Source organism: Pseudomonas sp. M5 (assembly GCF_016907075.1).
GTDB lineage: Bacteria > Pseudomonadota > Gammaproteobacteria > Pseudomonadales > Pseudomonadaceae > Aquipseudomonas > Aquipseudomonas putida_E.
The window spans coordinates 3,278,477-3,297,802 of record NZ_JAFBBH010000001.1; the positions used below are offsets into that span (position 1 = coordinate 3,278,477).

The following is a 19,326-nucleotide window of genomic DNA, read 5'->3' on the forward strand; positions in this document are numbered from 1 at the left end:
TCGGGGAGGCTGCAGGCTGCGGTACAGCCTGGCCTCCCCTCTTTATATTCAGGCTATGTGGCGGACAGTGTAACACCGGTGGTGGAACATCGGCCTTTAGGCCCCTGTGGAGCGGCCTTGCGCCGCGAAAGGGCCGCATAGCAGCCCCAACAATCTCATGCCAATCCCAATTCACCCCAGATCCGCCGCACCTCGCGACGCTCATCGGCAAACTGCGCCGCATCGATCACCCCGGCCTGCTTCTGCAGGGCCTGGCGGTGCGAGGCTGAGCGAAACGCCTTGTACACTTCACGCAACAACACCGCATCGCTGGCCGGCATCAAGCCCGCCTGCTCCAGCTCTTCCAGAATGCGAATGTTATCGGTCCAGCGCAGTATGGCCGGATGGTCGTGGGACCAGGCCAAAGCGGCGTATTGCACCATAAATTCGATATCGACGATACCGCCGGCATCCTGCTTGATATCGAACGCCACGCCGGCATCGAAGGCATTGGCCGCGGTGCCCGCGACGGTGGCCTTGGTGCCGAGGTTGTCGCGCATCTTGGCGCGCATTTCGCTGACCTCGCTGCGCAGCTTGTCCAGGTCGCGGGCCTGGCCCAGAACCTTGGCGCGCACACCCTCGAACGCTGCCGCCACCTGCTTGCAGCCCACCAGCACGCGGGCGCGCACCAGGGCCTGATGCTCCCAGGTCCAGGCTTCGTTCTGCTGGTAGCGCTCGAACGCGCCCAGCGAGCTGACCAGCAGCCCCGCCGCGCCCGAAGGCCGCAAACGCATGTCGACGTCATACAGCTGGCCGGAGTTGGTTTGCGTGGTCAGCAAATGGATGATGCGCTGGCCCAGGCGCGTGAAGAACTGCGCGCTGTCGATCGGCTTGGCGCCATCGGTTTCCGCCTGCGGGTCGCCGTCGTGGATGAACACCAGGTCCAGGTCCGAGCCGTGGCCCAGTTCCAGGCCACCCACCTTGCCGTAGCCGAGGATGATGAACCCCGGGTCGCACAGGCTGCCGTCGCTGCGCTTGGGCTGGCCGTGGCGCGCCACGGTCTGGCGCCAGGCCAGGGCCAGCACCTGGTCGAGAATGGCTTCGGCCAGCCAGGTCAGGTAATCACTGACTTTCATCAACGGCAGGTTGCCGCTGATTTCGGAGGCTGCCACGCGCAGGCTGTGGGCCAGCTTGAAGTGGCGCAAGGCCTCCATCTGTTGTTCAAGATCGTCCTCGGGGATGCGCGTCAGCCGCTCGCGCAGCTCGGCGGCCAGCTCCGGCGCCAGCGGCGGGCTGAACAGGCGGCCTTCATTGAGCAACTCATCGAGCAGCAATGGGTAACGGGCGATCTGCTCGGCGATCCACGGGCTGGCGGCACACAGGGTCAGCAGGCGGCGCAAGGCCCCCGGGTTTTCAGTCAGCAGCACCAGGTAGGCCGACCGCCGCGCCACAGCTTCGACCAGCGGCAGTACACGTTCCAGCACCAGGTCCGGGTTGTCATGCTCCACCGCCTGGGCCAGCAGGCGTGGGATGAAGGCATCCAGGCGCTCACGGCCGATACGCTGCATCGAGCGCAACTGGGGGCTGGCACGCAGCCCCGCCAATCTGCGCAAGGCTTCGGCGGGTTGCTTGAAACCGGCCTCTTCCAGCTGGCGGCCGGCGGCTTCCTCATCCTGCGCCTGCTCCCACAAGGGCGACCACTCGCCGCCAACCACCAGGTCACCCTCGCCTTCATCTTCATCCGGGTCGGCGATGACCTGGCGGAAGTGCCAATCGACACGGCCGCGCCAGTGCATCAACTGGTCGTGGAAGCTCTGCCAGCCGCTAAAGCCGAGCATATAGGCCACGCGCTCACGGTCGGTCTCGTCATCAGGCAGCATCTGTGTCTGGCGGTCGGCAATGGCCTGGATGGCATGCTCGGTATAGCGCAAGAACTCATACCCTTCACGCAGCTCCGCCACCACCGCCGGCGGCAGGTAGCCTTGGCCCTCCAGGGTCGCCAGCACTTTCAGCAATGGCCGCTGCTGCAGGCTCAGGTCACGCCCGCCATGGATCAGCTGGAAGGCCTGGGCGATGAACTCCACTTCACGGATGCCACCGGCACCGAGCTTGATGTTCTCGGACATGCCCTTGCGCCGCACCTCCTGCTGGATCAGCTGCTTCATGGTACGCAGCGCTTCGATCGCCGAGAAATCCAGGTAACGCCGGTACACGAACGGGCGCAGCATCTCCTGCAGTTGCGCGCCAGCTGCCTGGTCGCCGGCCACCACCCGCGCCTTGATCATCGCGTAGCGTTCCCAGTCGCGGCCTTGGTCTTGGTAGTACTGCTCCAGGGCATTGAAGCTGAGCACCAGCGAACCGGCCGAGCCGTAGGGGCGCAGGCGCATGTCGACGCGGAACACGAAGCCATCGACGGTGACCGGGTCGAGCGCCTTGATCAGGCGCTGACCCAGGCGGGTGAAGAACTCCTGATTGTCCAGCGAGCGCTTGACCCCTTCGGTCTCACCGCCTTCGGGGAAGGCGAAGATCAGGTCGATATCCGATGACAGGTTGAGCTCGACCGCCCCCAGCTTGCCCATGCCCAGCACCACCATATGCTGCGGTTCACCGCTGCGGTTGCCGATCGGCGTACCGAACTGCTGGCAGTGGCGCGGATACAGCCATTGATAAGCTTCGTCGATCGCCGCGTCAGCAAGGTCGGACAGGTCGCGACAGGTCTCGCCCAGTTCGGCCTGGCGGGTGATATCACGCCAGATGATGCGCAACTGCTGGCGGTTGCGCTCGCGGCGCAGGTTGCGTGCCAGCTCTTCTTCACTCGACGCCGCCTGGGCCGCTGCCGCGATCTGCCCACGCAGCTCGCCCGGCGCATACCGGCGGTCTATCTCGCCGCTGGCCAGCAGGGCAAACAGCATCGCCGGCTCACGCTGGGCCAGGCCGAGCACGAAGTCGCTGGCGGCGGCCACCTGGTCGAACTGGTGCTGGTGAGCCGGGCTCCAGGCGGTCGGATCGAGCGCCGGGTGGCTGCTCAGGGCATCGAGCAGAAACTGCCGATTACGGGCGACCAGCGGTTGCAGGGAGGCAGGCAGTTCGAGCGGCAAAGGCAGGCGCATGGTCTATCCTTGATCGGCGTGAAAGTGAGAGTAAAAAGCGGCCACGAGGAAACCGGCCCCCGGTTGGACTGTCGTACAAAAGTTGGAAATAGCTGAAAAAAACGAATCATTGGCATGAAACATCAAGAATCACCCGCTCGCAGCACAACGCCAACCAACATGAACGTTTTTCCTCACAAGCCAAGGTGCGACCAAACGTCGCATTTGTGTAGTTTTACTACTACCCCGACCGTGCAAAAGCATGAAATGCGAAAGCAAATGTAGTAAAACTACACGCCGCCGGGTCACACTCCGGTAATCCAAGAATTCACGACGTCTGCCCATAAGGCCAGTCGCAAACTCAGGCCCCCGATTCTGGTGGCCTTTCCGCCCTGGAGCAAGCCATGCAAGACCTCGATCCAATCGAAACCCAGGAATGGCTGGATGCCCTGGAGTCGGTCCTCGACAAAGAAGGCGAAGACCGCGCTCATTACCTGATGACCCGCATGGGCGAGCTGGCCACCCGCAGTGGCTCCCAGCTGCCATACGCGATCACCACGCCATACCGCAACACCATCCCTGTCACCCACGAAGCACGCATGCCTGGCGACCTGTTCATGGAACGCCGCATTCGCTCGATGGTGCGTTGGAACGCGCTGGCCATGGTGATGCGCACCAACCTGAAGGATTCGGACCTGGGCGGCCACATCTCCAGCTTCGCCTCCAGTGCCACCCTGTATGACATCGGCTTCAACTACTTCTTCCAGGCCCCGACCGAGGAACACGGCGGCGACCTGATCTTCTTCCAGGGCCACGCTTCGCCAGGCGTTTACGCCCGTGCCTTCATGGAAGGCCGCATCAACGAAGAGCAGATGAACAACTTCCGCCAGGAAGTGGACGGCAAAGGCCTGTCTTCGTACCCGCACCCATGGCTGATGCCTGACTTCTGGCAGTTCCCGACCGTTTCCATGGGCCTGGGCCCGATCCAGGCGATCTACCAGGCGCGCTTCATGAAGTACCTGGAAGCCCGTGGTTTCATTCCGGCCGGCAAGCAGAAAGTCTGGTGCTTCATGGGCGACGGCGAGTGCGACGAGCCGGAATCCCTCGGTGCCATCGCCCTGGCAGGCCGCGAGAAGCTGGACAACCTGATCTTCGTCATCAACTGCAACCTGCAGCGCCTCGACGGCCCGGTTCGCGGCAACGGCAAGATCATCCAGGAACTCGAAGGCGTGTTCCGTGGCGGCGGCTGGAACGTCAACAAAGTCGTCTGGGGCCGCTTCTGGGACCCACTGCTGGCCAAAGACACCAACGGTGCCCTGCAGCGCCGCATGGACGAAGTCATCGACGGCGAGTACCAGAACTACAAAGCCAAAGACGGCGCGTACGTTCGTGAGAACTTCTTCAACACGCCAGAGCTCAAGGCCATGGTCGAAGACCTGTCCGACGACGAGATCTGGAAGCTCAACCGTGGCGGTCACGACCCGTACAAGGTCTATGCGGCCTACCACCAGGCGGTCAACCACAAAGAGCAACCGACTGTCATCCTGGCCAAGACCATCAAGGGTTACGGCACCGGTGCTGGCGAAGCCAAGAACACCGCGCACAACACCAAGAAGGTCGACGTCGACAGCCTGCGCCACTTCCGTGACCGCTTCGACATCCCGGTCAAGGATGCCGACCTTGAAAGCCTGCCGTTCTACAAGCCCGAAGAAGGTTCGGCCGAAGCCAAGTACCTGGCCGAGCGCCGCGCAGCCCTGGGTGGTTTCGTACCGCAGCGCCGCGCCAAGAGCTTCAGCGTGCCGACCCCGCCTCTGGAAACGCTGAAAGCGATCCTGGACGGCTCGGGCGACCGCGAAATCTCCACCACCATGGCCTTCGTGCGTATCCTCGCGCAGCTGGTCAAGGACAAGGACATCGGCCAGCGCATCGTTCCGATTATCCCGGACGAAGCCCGTACCTTCGGTATGGAAGGCATGTTCCGCCAGCTGGGCATCTACTCGTCGGTCGGCCAGCTCTACGAGCCAGTCGATAAAGACCAGGTGATGTTCTACCGCGAAGATAAGAAAGGCCAGATCCTGGAGGAAGGCATCAACGAAGCCGGCGCCATGTCGTCGTTCATCGCTGCCGGTACCTCGTACAGCTGCCACAACCAGCCGATGCTGCCGTTCTACATCTTCTACTCGATGTTCGGCTTCCAGCGTATCGGCGACCTGGCCTGGGCCGCTGGCGACAGCCGCACCCGTGGCTTCCTGATCGGCGGCACCGCCGGCCGTACTACCCTCAACGGTGAAGGCCTGCAGCACGAAGACGGTCACAGCCACATGATGGCGGGCACCATCCCGAACTGCCGCACCTATGATCCGACCTACGGCTACGAGCTGGCGGTGATCATCCAGGACGGCATGAAGAAGATGACCGAAGAACAACAGGACATCTTCTACTACATCACCGTGATGAACGAATCCTACCAGCAGCCAGCCATGCCGGCCGGTGTCGAGGAAGGCATCATCAAGGGCATGTACCTGCTCGAAGAAGACACCCGCGAAGCCGCGCACCACGTTCAGCTGATGGGCTCCGGCACCATCCTGCGCGAAGTCCGCGAGGCCGCGAAGATCCTGCGTGAAGAGTTCAACGTCGGTGCCGACGTGTGGAGCGTCACCAGCTTCAACGAACTGCGTCGCGACGGCCTGGCCGTGGAACGCGCCAACCGCCTCAAGCCTGGCCAGAAGCCTCAGCAGACTTACGTCGAAGAGTGCCTGGCCGGTCGCAAAGGCCCGGTCATCGCCTCCACCGACTACATGAAGCTGTTCGCCGAACAGATTCGCCAGTGGGTGCCGAGCAAAGAGTTCAAAGTCCTGGGTACCGATGGCTACGGTCGCAGCGACAGCCGCAAGAAGCTGCGTCACTTCTTCGAAGTCGACCGTCACTTCGTGGTGCTGGCTGCCCTGGAAGCCTTGGCTGACCGTGGCGAGATCGAACCGAAGGTGGTGGCCGACGCCATCGTCAAGTTCGGCATCGATCCGGACAAGCGCAACCCACTGGACTGCTGAGGAGTATTTTTAAGTGAGCGAACTCATTCGCGTACCTGACATCGGCAGCGGTGAAGGTGAAATCATCGAGCTGTTCGTCAAGGTCGGTGACCGTATCGAGGCTGACCAGAGCCTGCTGACCCTGGAGTCCGACAAGGCCTCCATGGAAATCCCAGCCCCCAAGGCCGGTGTCATCAAGGAACTGAAGGTCAAGCTGGGCGATCGCCTGAAAGAAGGCGACGAGTTGCTGGTCCTGGAAGCCGAGGGCGCTGCGGCGCCCGAGGCGCCAGCCGCCGCACCTGCCCCGGCCGCAGCTGCGGCTGCTGCCGAAAAGCCGGCTGCCGAAGCCGCCCCTGCGCCGGCTGCAGCCCCTGCTGCCGCCAGCGTGCAGGACATCCACGTGCCGGACATCGGCTCGTCGGGCAAGGCCAAGATCATCGAAGTACTGGTCAAGGTCGGCGACACCGTCGAAGCCGACCAGTCGCTGATTACCCTGGAGTCTGACAAGGCCTCCATGGAGATCCCTTCGCCCGCCGCTGGCGTGGTCAAGGAAGTGATCGCCAAGCTGGACGACGAAGTCGGCACCGGTGACCTGATCATCAAGCTGGAAGTCGCCGGCGCCGCCCCGGCTGCTGCGCCAGCGCCTGCCGCTGCTGCACCGGCCAAGGCTGAGGCTGCTCCGGCCGCCGCGCCTGCTGCCGCTGCCCCAGCTGCTGCCCCTGCACCGGTCGCTACCGCACCGGCTGCCGGCAGCAACGCCAAGGTTCATGCAGGCCCTGCTGTTCGCCAGCTGGCCCGCGAGTTCGGCGTAGAGCTGGGCGCGGTCACCGCGACCGGTCCGCACGGCCGCATCCTGAAAGAAGACGTGCAGGTCTACGTCAAGTCGGTCATGCAGAAGGCCAAGGACGCACCGGCAGCTGCTGGCGCGACCGGCGGCGCCGGCATCCCGCCGATCCCGGTGGTGGACTTCAGCAAGTTCGGTGAAGTGGAAGAAGTGGCAATGACCCGCCTGATGCAGGTCGGTGCCGCCAACCTGCACCGCAGCTGGCTGAACGTGCCGCACGTGACCCAGTTCGACTCCGCCGACATCACCGAGCTGGAAGCCTTCCGCGTTGCGCAGAAGGCCGTGGCCGAGAAGGCTGGCGTCAAGCTGACCGTGCTGCCACTGCTGCTCAAGGCCTGCGCCTTCCTGCTCAAAGAACTGCCGGACTTCAACAGCTCGCTGGCGCCAAGCGGCAAAGCCGTGATCCGCAAGAAGTACGTGCACATCGGCTTTGCCGTGGACACCCCGGACGGCCTGCTGGTCCCTGTGATCAAGAACGTCGACCAGAAGAGCCTGCTGCAACTGGCTGCCGAAGCCGCGGCCCTGGCCGAGAAGGCGCGTACCAAGAAGCTGTCGGCTGACGACATGCAGGGCGCCTGCTTCACCATCTCCAGCCTCGGCCACATTGGCGGTACCGGCTTCACGCCGATCGTCAACGCGCCCGAAGTGGCGATCCTCGGTGTGTCCAAGGCAACCATGCAGCCCGTCTGGGATGGCAAAGCCTTCCAGCCCAAGCTGATGTTGCCGCTGTCGCTGTCCTACGATCACCGTGTGATCAACGGCGCAGCCGCCGCGCGCTTCACCAAGCGCCTGGGCGACGTGCTGGCGGATATCCGCACCATGCTGCTGTAACACGCAGCCAGCCTGCCCTCCTTCAAGGGGGCAGGTACCCTTTTCGAGCTGCCACGCTCGTACCTCAACCCCGCCAATTGGCGGGGCTTTTTTTTGCCTGCAGCGGCCCCCGTTTTTCAGCAGCCCTAAGGATTCCCGCCCCGCAGCCGAAAACATATACATGACATCCCTCATGGCCGCTTGCCAGCCTCCGGGACATGATGCAACCTTGCCAGATGCGCCGCCGCCCAGGCCGCGTCACCCTCTTCAAGCGAGTCTTCGATGAAAAGCCAACCCGATGCCGCCAGCCGTGTGGCGGCCGAGGTCGTCACGCAGCTTCCCGTGCCTTCACGGCTCGGCATGCTGCGTTTCGAAAGGCTCAACGAAGCCACCTGGGCAATGCTTTACCTGGACCCGGCCTGCGAACGCCAGTTCGGGCTGGCGGCCTCCCAGCTGTGCGCGCTGATCGATTCGCCGTACGCCAGCCTGATGGAGCCTGAAGCCCGCTACCGGCTGCACGACGAGATCCAGCGGCAACTGAGCACTCGCGGCTACTATCGTGTGCGCTACACCCTGCACGCCCAGCCGCGCTCGCTGCGCCTGCTCGAAGCGGGTGAAGCCTACAAGCAGCACAATCGCCAGCTGTTACGCGGCTTTCTGACGGTACTCGACGACCAGCCTGAAGACGCTGTCGAAGTGGACGCCGACGACCTCGAATCGCGCAACAGCCGCCTGCAACTTGCCCTGCAACTCAACCAGCGCGCCCAGCAGGAGCAGTTGGAACACCTTGAGCGCGTACGCAGCCAGCAGGACCTGATCCTGCGCCTCGCCCGCCAGCGCTACAGCGCGGAAAACTCGCTGCTCGAAGCCGCCCAACTGATTACCCGCAGCGCCTGCGAGATCTACAAGGTGGACTGCGCCAGCATCTGGCATCTGGAAGACCAACGCCTGGAGCCGATCAGCGCCTGGTTGCGCAATGAGCAAGTGCATCGCCTGCCCGAAGCGATCGATGCCAGCCGCTTCCCGGATTATCTGGATGCCCTGCACGCCAGCCGCGCTATCGATGCCCACAACGCCAACCACGATCCGCGCACCCGTGAACTGGCCGAAAGCCTGTACGCCGACAACAATGCCATGCTCGATGCCAGTATCCGCGTTGATGGCCAGGTGGTTGGCGTGCTGTGCCTGGAGCAGACCGGCCAGCCGCGGGCCTGGCAGTCGGACGAAATCGCCTTTGCCGGTGAGTTGGCCGACCAGTTCGCCCAGGTCATCACCAACCATAACCGACGCACCGCCGCCAGCGCCCTGCACTTGTTCCAGCGTGCGGTGGAGCAAAGCGCCAGCGCCTTCCTGCTGGTGAACCGCGACGGCGTGGTGGAGTACGTCAACCCCAGCTTCACCGCGATCACCCAGTACAGCACCGATGAGGTACAAGGCCACCACCTGGCAGAGTTGCCAGCGCTGGAGAACCTCAGCGAACTGCTGTTCGATACCCCGTCGAGCCTGGCCATGGGCAACAGCTGGCAGGGCGAATTCAAAAGCCGGCGCAAGAACCTTGAGCCCTACTGGGGCCAGTTGTCGATTTCCAAGGTGTATGGCGATAACCGTGAGCTGACCCATTACATCGGCATCTACGAAGATGTCACCCAGACCAAGCTGGCCCAGCAACGCATCGAGCGCCTGGCCTACACCGACAACCTGACCAACCTGGGCAACCGCCCGGCTTTCATCCGCAGCCTCGACGAGCGCTTCGCCCGCGATGGCCAGAGCCCGATCTGCCTGCTGCTGGTGGACATCGACAACTTCAAGCGGATCAACGACAGCCTTGGCCACCAGACCGGTGACAAACTGCTGATCAGCCTGGCCCGGCGCCTGCGCAACAGCCTCAGCGTTGGCGGCGTGCTGGCCCGCTTTGCCAGTAATGAATTCGCCGTGCTGCTCGACGACACCAGCCTGGAAGACGGCCAGGGCGTCGCCCAGCAACTGCTGCGCACCCTCGACAAGCCGATGTTCGTCGACAACCAGCTGATCAACGTGACCGCCTCGGTTGGCCTGGCCTGCGCGCCGCTGCACGGCAGTGACCCGACCACCCTGATGAAGAATGCCGGCCTGGCCCTGCACAAGGCCAAAGCCAACGGCAAGCACCAGGTGCAGGTATTCACCGAAGTGCTCAATGCCGAAGCCAGCTACAAGCTGTTCGTCGAGAACAACCTGCGCCGCGCTTTGACCCAGAACGAGCTGGAGGTGTTCTACCAGCCCAAGCTGTGCCTGCGCAGCGGCCGCCTGCTGGGGCTGGAAGCACTGCTGCGCTGGAACCACCCCGAGCGCGGCATGATCCGCCCGGACCAGTTCATCAGCGTGGCGGAAGAAACCGGCCTGATCATCCCCATCGGCAAGTGGGTGGTACGCCAGTCGTGCCGCATGAGCCAGCAACTGCGCGAGGCCGGCATGGGCAACCTGCACGTGGCCATCAACCTGTCGCCCAAGCAGTTCTCCGACCCCGACCTGGTGGCTTCGATCGCCTCGATCCTCCACGAAGAAGCCCTGCCTGCGCACCTGTTGGAGCTGGAGCTGACCGAGGGCCTGCTGCTGGAAGCCACCGAGGACACCCACCGTCAGCTCGACGAACTGAAGGCATTGGGCCTGACCCTGGCCATGGATGACTTCGGCACCGGTTATTCTTCGCTGAGCTACCTGAAGAAATTCCCGATCGACATCATCAAGATCGACCGCAGCTTCATCAACGAAATCCCCGACAACCAGGACGACATGGAGATCACCTCGGCGGTGGTGGCCATGGCCCACAACCTCAAGCTCAAGGTGGTGGCAGAAGGGATCGAGACGCCCGAGCAACTGGCCTTCCTGCGCCGGCACCGTTGCGATGTGGGCCAGGGGTATCTGTTCGACCGGCCGATCCCGGGCCGGGAGCTGGCCGAAAGACTCAAGCGCTATCCGCGCGGTCCAATGGCCTGACAGCTGCGTAATCCTCGGGCACTATAGAACCCATTCGGGCCTCATCTCCGGCAAGCCGGCGATGAGGCCAACACCTGTCCAACTGAAAAACACAGAGGAACGGCCATGGTCCTGCGTTCGGAAATCCTGGTGAACAAAAACGTCATGCCAACCGCGGAGCAGGCCCTGCCTGGCCGCGAAACGCCAATGTCCCTGCCCGAGTTCCACTACGTATTCAAAGACACCCCACTGCTCGGCCCGTTCTTTGAAGGCAGCATCGACTTCGCCATCTTCGGCCTGGGTTGCTTCTGGGGCGCCGAGCGCCGCTTCTGGCAGCGTGAAGGCGTGGTCAGCACCGTGGTCGGCTATGCGGGCGGCTTTACCCCGAACCCCACCTACGAAGAAGTCTGCTCGGGCCTGACCGGCCACACTGAAGTGGTACTCGTGGTGTTCGACAAGGACAAGGTCAGCTACCGCGAGTTGCTGGCGATGTTCTGGGAACTGCACAACCCGACCCAGGGCATGCGCCAGGGCAACGACGTCGGCACCCAGTACCGCTCGGCCATCTACTGCACCTCGCCACAACAGCTCGAAGAAGCCAACGCCAGCCGCGACGCCTTCCAGGCCGAGCTGAACAAGGCCGGTTACGGCGAGATCACCACCGAAATCGACCAGGCGCCGACCGTGTACTTCGCCGAGGCCTACCACCAGCAGTACCTGGCCAAGAACCCGGACGGCTACTGCGGTATCGGCGGCACCGGCGTGTGCCTGCCACCCAGCCTGCAAGGCAACTGAGCCATGAGCACGATGACCCTGTTCCACTCACCGCTGTCGCCATTCGTGCGCAAGGTGATGGTCGTGCTGCACGAAACCGGGCAGCTTGAGCGCGTTGCGCTGCAGGGGGTGAACATTACCCCGGTCAGCGGCGACGACCAGCTCAACCACGGCAACCCGATCGGCAAGATCCCGGCCCTGCGCCTGGAAGACGGCACTGTGTTGCATGACAGCCGGGTTATCTGCGAATACCTCGACCTGCAGCATGTCGGCCTGCCGTTGCTGCCGCGCGAGGGCTCGGCACGCTGGCGGCGCATGACGCTGGTATCGCAGGCGGATGCGATCATGGATGCGGCGGTTTCCAGCCGCTATGAGAGCGTCCTGCGGCCTGAGGACAAGCGCTGGGACGGCTGGCTTGAAGCGCAGAGCGAGAAAATCCGCCGCAGCCTGGCCAACCTGGAGCAGGAGCACCTGGCAGAGCTGATATCCGGCTTTGATCTGGCCGCAATTGGCGTGGCCTGTGCGCTTGGGTACCTGGACCTGCGTCAGCCTGGTTTTGGCTGGCGTGAGCGCCAGCCCGGGTTGGCAGCGTGGTATGCCGAGGTGGCCAAGCGGCCGTCGATGGTCGCCACAGCACCCGACACCTGATACACCGCAATCGCCGGCAAGCCGCCCCCCACAAGGAGGGAGCCGGCTTCCCGGCGATTGGGCCGCAAGGCAACCCTCGGCCTCAGCGGGGTATCACAGGAAACAACTGCCCAATCCTGCGAGCCAGCCACCGCCCGATCTCTCTGTCCTCCCTCATGCCGCCCTCCCCACCCGCGCCCAGTCCAGGCGACGGGTCAGCACCATGAACACACCCAGCAAGCCAAAGCACAGCAGCGACCCCATCAACAGCGCATAGTCCTCGGCACTGAGCAGCCCATAGAGCATCGCGTACAACACCGCCAACCCCGCCGCAAAACCCACCCCACGCACCAGGCTGCGCAATACGTGGCTCAGGTAGAAGCCGAGCAGCAACACGCAGGCCGAGGCCGACAGGCCATATGCCAGGCCAAACCCGATGTGCTCGGACAACGAAAGCAGCAGCAGGTAGAAGAACGCCAGGGCCACCCCCACCAGGATGTACTGCACCGGGTGCACACTGAGGTTCTTCAGCACCTCGAACAGGAAGAAACCGGCAAAGGTCAGGGCGATGAACAACAACGCGTATTTGATCGCCCGCTCACTCTTGAGGTATTGGTCCACCGGGTCGATGAAGCTTACCCCGAAGGTCCGCTCGCTGAACTCCGCACACTGCCCGCCGCTGGCACATTGGCGCAGGGCATCTTCGAGGTTGGTGGCGAAGAATGACGTCTGCCAGTGCGCGCTGAAGCCTTTGTCGTCGATTTCGCGGCGGTTGGGCAGGTAACTGCCAACGAAGCTGGGGTGCGGCCAGTTGGCGCGCATGTCCACGCTGCTGGTGCGGCCCACTGGCAACAGGTGCAGTTGCCCGGTGCCTTGCAGTGCCAGATCGAAACCGTAGTTGAACCCGCGGGCCTGCTGGCCATCCAGTTGCGGCAGCGCGACGTGCACGCCGCTGCGCAGCCAGTCCAGCCCGGTACCGGCTTCAAACGCCAGGCGCTGGTTATCGATGTTGAGTTCCAGGGCATTTTCAATGCCGCGGATGTCGCTGATGCCAACCACCAGAAACGGCTTGTCGAAGCGGTAGTCATCGAAGTCCTTGTCGATGCCCCAGCGCTCCGGCAGCTGGAAACGCCCCGAAAGACGCCCTTGGGCATGGAACAGCCGCGCCTGGTAGATACCCCGCTTACGCAGTTCGGTGTCCACCCCTAGGTCTGCATCGAAGGTTTCCGGGAGGAAGTACAAGTGGCCGGCGATAGTGCTGGTTTCCTGCACGCTCTGGCCGTCCTTGTCGATCCAGCGGCGCTGCACCTTGCGGTACGGCACCACCAGCAGCGGGCCACTGATCTGCTGGTCAAAACTGGCGCTACGGGCGATGTCGTGCAACACACCGTCGCGCAGGTTCTGGCGCTCGTCGATCAGGTTGTCGATCATCAACAGGGGAATCAGCAACAGCAAAATCAGCAGGGCAATGGTGCCGAGCTTGAAACCGAGGGTCTTGTTCATGGGGCCTCCTGTGGCAGTGGGCGCAGTGTCTGCGCCCTGCGTGGAGGCCTTGGGGAGATTGTGTGGAGATTCGGTGTTTTTTGGGGCAACGCAGCGGCCCCGACAACCTCAGCTGATGCGCCGCTCCGGCAGCCAAAGCCTGACGCGTACCCCGCCATCGACGTTGTTCACCGCCAGCGCCCCGCCATGCAGTTGCATCACCTCGGCCACGAAGTTCAGCCCCAGCCCGGTACTCTTGCGCCCACTCCCCGGCCGCGGCAGCGAATAGAAACGCTCGGCAACCCGGCCGATGGCGTAGGCGGGTATCGCCTCCCCCTGATTGAACAGGCTCAGCGCCACACGCTCGCCATCGCGCTCCAGCTCGAACAGCAGCGCGCCGCCCGGCGGGGTGAAATCCAGCGCATTGTCGAGCAGGTTGGCAAGCGCCTGGCGCATGAGAAACGGATCGCACAGCAGCCACAACCCCGCCGGCACCCGCTGGCGCACCTGCAAGCCGCTTGCGTCGATGCGGGCGGCATGCGCCAGCAGCAGCTCATCGACCAACGCCGCCAAGGCAACCTGCTGCTCATCTTCCAGCGCCTGCATCTGCTCGACCCGCGCCAGGTTGAGCAACCGCTCGATCATCTGCTGCAGCCGCTCGCTTTCGCGCTCGATGTTGCCGGCAAAACGCGCCCGCTGCTCGGCCGGCATATCACCCTGGAGCAATTCAGACGCACCGCGGATAGCCGCCAAAGGGCTCTTCAACTCGTGGGTCAGGGTATGCACGTAGCGTTCGACATACGCCTTGCCCTCAAGCTGTGTGCGCATGCGCTCCACCGCATTGGCCAGGTGCGCCAGCTCACCGCCCTTGTAGTAAGGCAGCGCGGCGCGCTGGCCTTCGCTGACCGCCTGCGCATAGCGGGCCAGCCTGCGCAGGGAGCGGGCCAGCCACCAGGACAGCGCGGCGCCGACCAACAGGCCCATGCCGATCAGCCCCAACCCCAGGCCAAGCAAACGCTGTTCGGAACGGTCGATGTACGGCTGCAGTGAACTGTTGGGCTTGGCCACGGTGACCACGCCGATAACCTTGCCCTGGTCAACGATCGGCGCGGCCACGTGCATCACCGAGGTGCTTTCATCCTCTTCGACGCTGCGAGTGGAACGGGCACCGTATTGGCCGCGCAGCGTCAGGTACACGTCGTTCCAGCGCGAATAGTCCTTGCCCAGGTCCTGGCCGCTGGAATCGAGCAGCACGATGCCTTGGGCATCGGTAACGTAGATGCGGTGGCTGACCTGGTTTTTGGCCAGGCCCCAGATCTGCGCGCCGGGGCTGCGCAAGCCATACGCCTTGAGCACCTCAGGCAGGCGGCTCTGGGCAAGGGTGCCGGCCTTGACGTCATCGTGAAGGATCTCGGCCAGCAGGTTGGCAGTGTCTACCAGGGTTTCCTCGGAAGACTGGCGTACCACGGGGCGAATCTGCTCGCGCACCGTATTGAGCAGGAAGTAACCCGCCAAGCCGACGAACAGGAAGTACACCAGAAAGATCCGAATGCCCAGGCGCATCAGGCGTGTTCCGGGCTGTAGCTGTAACCCAGCCCACGGTGGGTCTGGATCGGTTCGGCATGGGCAGCCACCTGCCGCAGCTTGGCGCGCAGGCTCTTGATATGGCTGTCGATGGTGCGCTCGTAACCCACGTCGGAGGCCACTCCCAGCGCATCGAGCAACTGTTCGCGGCTGAATACACGCTGCGGTTGCTCCAGCAGGCATTGCAGCAAACGGAATTCGTGGCGGGTCAGGCTCAGCGGCTGGCTGCGGTAGCTGATCAGCATGCGCAGGGTGTCGAGCTGGAACACTGCCGTTTCGGCGGGTGGCTCGGCCCGTGGCGCCATGCGCTTGAGGATCGCCCGCACCCGAGCCGCCACTTCCCGCGGGCTGAAGGGTTTGACCACATAGTCGTCGGCGCCTATTTCCAGGCCTACCACCCGGTCGATTTCACCGTCCCGGGCGCTGAGGAACATGACCGGCACCTCGGTGAACCGGCGTAGCTGGCGGCAGGTATCAAAACCACTGATGTCGGGCAGCCCGATATCGAGGATCACCAGGTCGGCCGGCCGCTGGCGCTGCTGCTCCAGGGCCGCGGTGCCCAGGGTCACCCACGCGGTGCTGTGGCCGTCGGCCTGCAGGGCGTAGATCAGGGTATCGGCGATGGCGGCTTCGTCTTCGACGATGAGAATGTGGGGCATGGCATCCGGCCTTGCTGAGAGCGAAGCTGGACATATAGGCAAGTTTCAATGAAGACGCAATCCTCTGTAGGAGCGGCCTTGTGTCGCGAAGGGGCGCGCAGCGGCCCCAAAATATCCACAGCAGCACAGATATTGGGGCCGCTGCGCGCCCCTTCGCGACACAAGGCCGCTCCTACATGAAGAGCGCGTCGCCCTTCGGATCAGCAGTCAGGCTTGCCCGCAGTGAAGCGTTTGGCCGGGTTTACCGCGGCCTTGAACTCGCGCAATGCCTTGGCCCCCACCAGCAACGGATAGTTGAAGCTGCTGCGGTCGACCAGGTTCACTTCTACGGTGCGCTTCTCATCCCCCAGGCACAACTCAAGGTCGATTACCGGCCTGCGCGAAAGCTCGGGCGCATCGCCTTCATCGTCTTCGTCGGCGCGGTTCTTGATCTTGCTGATGCGCGAAACCTTATGCTCGTACACCTTGCCGTCGGACTCCTTGGTCGCCAGGCGGAAGCGCACCCAATCCTCGCCATCGCGCGTGAAGCGCTCGATATCCTTGGCCGACAGCGAAGCGGTGTAGGCCCCGGTGTCCATCTTGGCCTTCAGGGTTTCGCCGAGTTCAGGCAGGGAGATGTTCTCATAACGGCCGTAAAGCGTAGGTTCTGCGGCCATTACCGGCAGCGCCAACAGCGACAACAGGGCTAGCATTGGTTTCACAGGCAGGCTTCCTTGAATGGGGTCAGTGCTTAGACTGTGCAAGCAGGATAGGTTCGCTGTCACAAGGGTAAACAACATAATGTGAAACATTTGTCCGCGCCGCTGGGCATTGGACATTTGGCGTAGGCTGCGGCGCTGCTTATCATTGCCGCCCGTTCAAATCCCACAACAAGAGTTTCCCTATGCGTCGCCTGCTGACCGGCATTCTTACGACCATCCTGCTGCTGCTCAACACCGTGGTGCTGATCTGCCCGCTGCTGGTCTTCGCCCTGCTCAAACTGGTGCTGCCGGGCCGGTGGCGTGATTATGCCTCCGCTGCCGTAATGTGGGTCGCTGAAGCCTGGTCGGAAATCGACAAGGCCATTTTCGCCCTGTGCATCCCTACCCAATGGGACATCCGCGGCGTCGAGAGCCTGCGCAAGGACACCTCCTACCTGGCCGTGAGCAACCACCAGACCTGGGTAGACATCCCTGCACTGATCGAAAGCCTCAACCGCCGCACGCCGTTCTTCAAGTTTTTCCTCAAGAAGGAGCTGATCTGGGTACCGCTGCTGGGGCTGGCCTGGTGGGGCCTGGATTACCCGTTCATGAAGCGCTACAGCAAGGCGTTTCTGGAGAAGCACCCCGAGCTCAAGGGCAAGGACCTGGAAATCACTAAAGCCGCCTGCGAGCTGTTCAAGCGCCAGCCGGTGACTGTGGTCAACTACCTGGAAGGCACCCGCTTCACCGAGGCCAAACGCCAGGCACAGCAGTCGCCATACCGTTACCTGCTCAAGCCCAAGGCCGGCGGCGTGGCGTTCGTGCTGGCGGCGCTGGGCGAGCAGCTGGATGCGCTGCTGGACGTGACCATCGTTTACCCCGGCAACAAGGCTCCGGGGTTTTGGGACCTGCTCAACGGCAGCATCAGCCGGGTGATCATCGACATTCAGGTGCGAGAGCTTGACCCTGCCCTGTGGGCAGGGGATTACGAGAATGATCCGGCGTTCCGCCAGGCAGTACAGGCCTGGGTGAATCAGCTGTGGGTTGAGAAGGACCAGCGGATCGAGCAGTTGCGCGGGGAGATGGGCTGACCGCGGCCCTATAAGGCCCTCACACCGACGGCTGAGCCAAAGGCGCCGGGGTAGTCCACAGGCTGCCCAGATTTTGCAGCAATGAACCGGCAATCCCCTGCTGGCCCAGGTACTGCAAAATCAACGGCGCGAACTGCCCGATCATGCCCGTATCCATACCCAGCGCCTTGAAGGCATTGTCCAGGTCGCTGCGGTTCTCAACGTTGTTACCCAATGCATTGCTCAATGCCGACTGGTTTTGGCTGTTCTTGCCCAGCATTTCGCCCAGCCCACTCAACCCGCCCAGCATGGCGGCGCCAGACAGCAAGTCCAGCCCCGGCACAGCCTGGGTCAGCTGACCGTAGTCGTCACTGCTCAGGTTGTTGCGCGCCAGCCCCAGCATCGCCCCTGCCCCACCCACGGCCTGTTCCGGGGTGATGTTAAGTTCGCTGCCCAGGGTGTTGAGCAGATTGGCCTGGGCCTCAGGCGCCTGCACCTGGGCTTGCTGATTCTGGTTTTGCACGGCCGACACAGCATTGGCGGCATCGCTGAGGTTGAAGGCGAACACCGGGCTTGCGGCCAGGGTCATCAGGGTTGCCAGGGTGAATGCTTTCATCGGGGGGGACCTCATAGGCCGGAATGGCCTGGGAAACGAGGCATTCGACTGAGTGTTCAGAGGTTTGTTCCGGGCCGCGCATCGGGCAGGCCCGCATCAGCCACCGTTCAGCTGCAGGAGCGGCCTCGTGTCGCAAAAGGGCCGCAAAGCGGCCCCAGCAGCCTGACTGCCAGCCTCAGGTAATCAACGCACCCTGTTCCGGGCAATTTCGATGTCATCCATGATTGCCTTGGCAAACGCACTCAGGTAATCCGCCGCACCGAGCAGCTTGTGGTCATCCTCCATATCACCTTCGCGCACCAGGTGCTTGATGTACCCCAGCAGCACCGACACCTGTTCATAGGCGTGCTCGAACGGCACGCCCGGCATCACCCGGAAAATATGGCAGGGCTTGTCACCGGCCTCGCAGAACGTCTCGACGCCAACGGTCATGTTTGCGTGTGTGTCTTCACTCATCGTATTGCCCCCAAACCTTCACATGCGCTCAAGCGCATGCTCGATCAACGCATGTGCGGTATCGGCGCTGTGCACGGCATTGGTGAGCATGTGCACGCCCGGCTCGCCGGTATGCGCGCGGCAATACTCGCCGACGACTTCCGAAATACCCAGCAGCATCTCGCTGGCGACCGCCAAGGCCTCGGGTGGGATCAGCTCGGGGTGGATGGAGGAATAGAGGGTGTTGAACAGTTTGAGGCTGGGTGGATCGGGGACTATTTTTTTCATGACGGCTCCACATTTGTGAGCTGCCCCCTTCGTTTCCACACATTGGGCGGCAGCTGTACACGGGGTGGAAAACCAGGCATGTGGAAAACCCGGCAGGTCCGAAGACCTCCCGCGTACAGCTGCCATAACGACAACTTCCACATGACTACCGGGTTTCCACACCCGATCGCTGAACCATTCAGCGACTCGAACAGGCTAGAGGGTGAGGATTCCAGGGGCAATCAGACGGCGGTCGACAGAATGCGTAGGGTATTTCCTACTACCTCAACGAGTAAGTAGGAAATTACCCATCGCTACGTGGGCAGTTTCCGCATACCTATCATTTTTGCCAGTAGCCGCCGATCTCGCTCGCGACCAATATCCTGCTGTAGTACCAATCAGCACTAGTGATGGTCCCGGGAGGTCCTT

The 19,326-nt window shown here is 63.0% G+C and carries 14 protein-coding genes; 6 read left to right on the forward strand and 8 right to left on the reverse strand.

The window, feature by feature from the left end:
• Window positions 1-155: 155 nt before the first annotated feature.
• Entirely contained in the window at window positions 156-3,089 is a 2,934-nt protein-coding gene (gene glnE / locus JOE27_RS15015) for a bifunctional [glutamate--ammonia ligase]-adenylyl-L-tyrosine phosphorylase/[glutamate--ammonia-ligase] adenylyltransferase (protein ID WP_204919103.1), read from the reverse strand.
• Between the two features lie 383 nt (window positions 3,090-3,472).
• On the opposite strand from glnE, the gene aceE reads away from it, so the two are divergent.
• The 5 genes from aceE (at window position 3,473) to JOE27_RS15040 (ending at window position 12,125) form a co-directional block, all read left to right on the forward strand.
• On the forward strand, window positions 3,473-6,118 hold the full coding sequence (aceE, locus tag JOE27_RS15020) for a pyruvate dehydrogenase (acetyl-transferring), homodimeric type (RefSeq protein ID WP_012316622.1): 2,646 nt from the start codon (window positions 3,473-3,475) through the stop codon (window positions 6,116-6,118).
• 13 nt (window positions 6,119-6,131) lie between these two features.
• Window positions 6,132-7,772 carry a dihydrolipoyllysine-residue acetyltransferase gene (gene aceF, locus JOE27_RS15025; RefSeq protein WP_204919106.1) on the forward strand — a complete coding sequence of 547 codons (1,641 nt, stop codon included), beginning with the start codon at window positions 6,132-6,134 and terminating at the stop codon, window positions 7,770-7,772.
• A 261-nt stretch (window positions 7,773-8,033) separates the two neighbouring features.
• A complete protein-coding gene (locus JOE27_RS15030; protein ID WP_204919111.1) occupies window positions 8,034-10,724 on the forward strand; it encodes a GGDEF and EAL domain-containing protein in 2,691 nt (896 codons plus the stop codon).
• A 105-nt stretch (window positions 10,725-10,829) separates the two neighbouring features.
• Entirely contained in the window at window positions 10,830-11,498 is a 669-nt protein-coding gene (gene msrA, locus JOE27_RS15035; RefSeq protein WP_046787525.1) for a peptide-methionine (S)-S-oxide reductase MsrA, read from the forward strand.
• 3 nt (window positions 11,499-11,501) lie between these two features.
• Window positions 11,502-12,125 carry a glutathione S-transferase gene (locus JOE27_RS15040; protein ID WP_046787524.1) on the forward strand — a complete coding sequence of 208 codons (624 nt, stop codon included), beginning with the start codon at window positions 11,502-11,504 and terminating at the stop codon, window positions 12,123-12,125.
• A gap of 153 nt (window positions 12,126-12,278) precedes the next feature.
• Here JOE27_RS15040 and creD read toward each other — a convergent pair whose 3' ends face one another.
• The 4 genes from creD to JOE27_RS15060 all read right to left on the reverse strand — a co-directional run bounded on the left by creD (window position 12,279) and on the right by JOE27_RS15060 (window position 16,530).
• Window positions 12,279-13,607 carry a cell envelope integrity protein CreD gene (creD, locus tag JOE27_RS15045; RefSeq protein WP_125924601.1) on the reverse strand — a complete coding sequence of 443 codons (1,329 nt, stop codon included), beginning with the start codon at window positions 13,605-13,607 and terminating at the stop codon, window positions 12,279-12,281.
• Between the two features lie 108 nt (window positions 13,608-13,715).
• Window positions 13,716-15,149, reverse strand: coding sequence for a two-component system sensor histidine kinase CreC (creC, locus tag JOE27_RS15050; RefSeq protein WP_115273074.1), 1,434 nt, complete (start codon window positions 15,147-15,149; stop codon window positions 13,716-13,718).
• Window positions 15,149-15,829: a two-component system response regulator CreB gene (creB, locus tag JOE27_RS15055; protein ID WP_115273075.1), complete on the reverse strand. Its 681-nt coding sequence runs from the start codon at window positions 15,827-15,829 to the stop codon at window positions 15,149-15,151. The genes creC and creB overlap by 1 nt, the downstream gene beginning before the upstream one ends.
• A 200-nt stretch (window positions 15,830-16,029) precedes the next feature.
• Entirely contained in the window at window positions 16,030-16,530 is a 501-nt protein-coding gene (locus JOE27_RS15060; RefSeq protein WP_012316630.1) for an ATP-dependent zinc protease, read from the reverse strand.
• A 182-nt stretch (window positions 16,531-16,712) separates the two neighbouring features.
• On the opposite strand from JOE27_RS15060, the gene JOE27_RS15065 reads away from it, so the two are divergent.
• Window positions 16,713-17,600, forward strand: coding sequence for an acyltransferase (locus JOE27_RS15065; protein WP_115273076.1), 888 nt, complete (start codon window positions 16,713-16,715; stop codon window positions 17,598-17,600).
• A 19-nt stretch (window positions 17,601-17,619) separates the two neighbouring features.
• Here JOE27_RS15065 and JOE27_RS15070 read toward each other — a convergent pair whose 3' ends face one another.
• From JOE27_RS15070 to JOE27_RS15080, 3 genes are all read right to left on the reverse strand, one after another.
• Window positions 17,620-18,195, reverse strand: a complete 576-nt coding sequence (locus tag JOE27_RS15070) for a DUF2780 domain-containing protein (protein ID WP_115273077.1) — start codon at window positions 18,193-18,195, stop codon at window positions 17,620-17,622.
• Window positions 18,196-18,378: 183 nt separating this feature from the next.
• On the reverse strand, window positions 18,379-18,651 hold the full coding sequence (locus JOE27_RS15075; protein ID WP_012316633.1) for a DUF3077 domain-containing protein: 273 nt from the start codon (window positions 18,649-18,651) through the stop codon (window positions 18,379-18,381).
• Between the two features lie 18 nt (window positions 18,652-18,669).
• Complete coding sequence (locus JOE27_RS15080) at window positions 18,670-18,918, reverse strand: hypothetical protein (protein WP_119687901.1); 249 nt, start codon at window positions 18,916-18,918, stop codon at window positions 18,670-18,672.
• Between the last annotated feature and the right edge of the window lie 408 nt (window positions 18,919-19,326).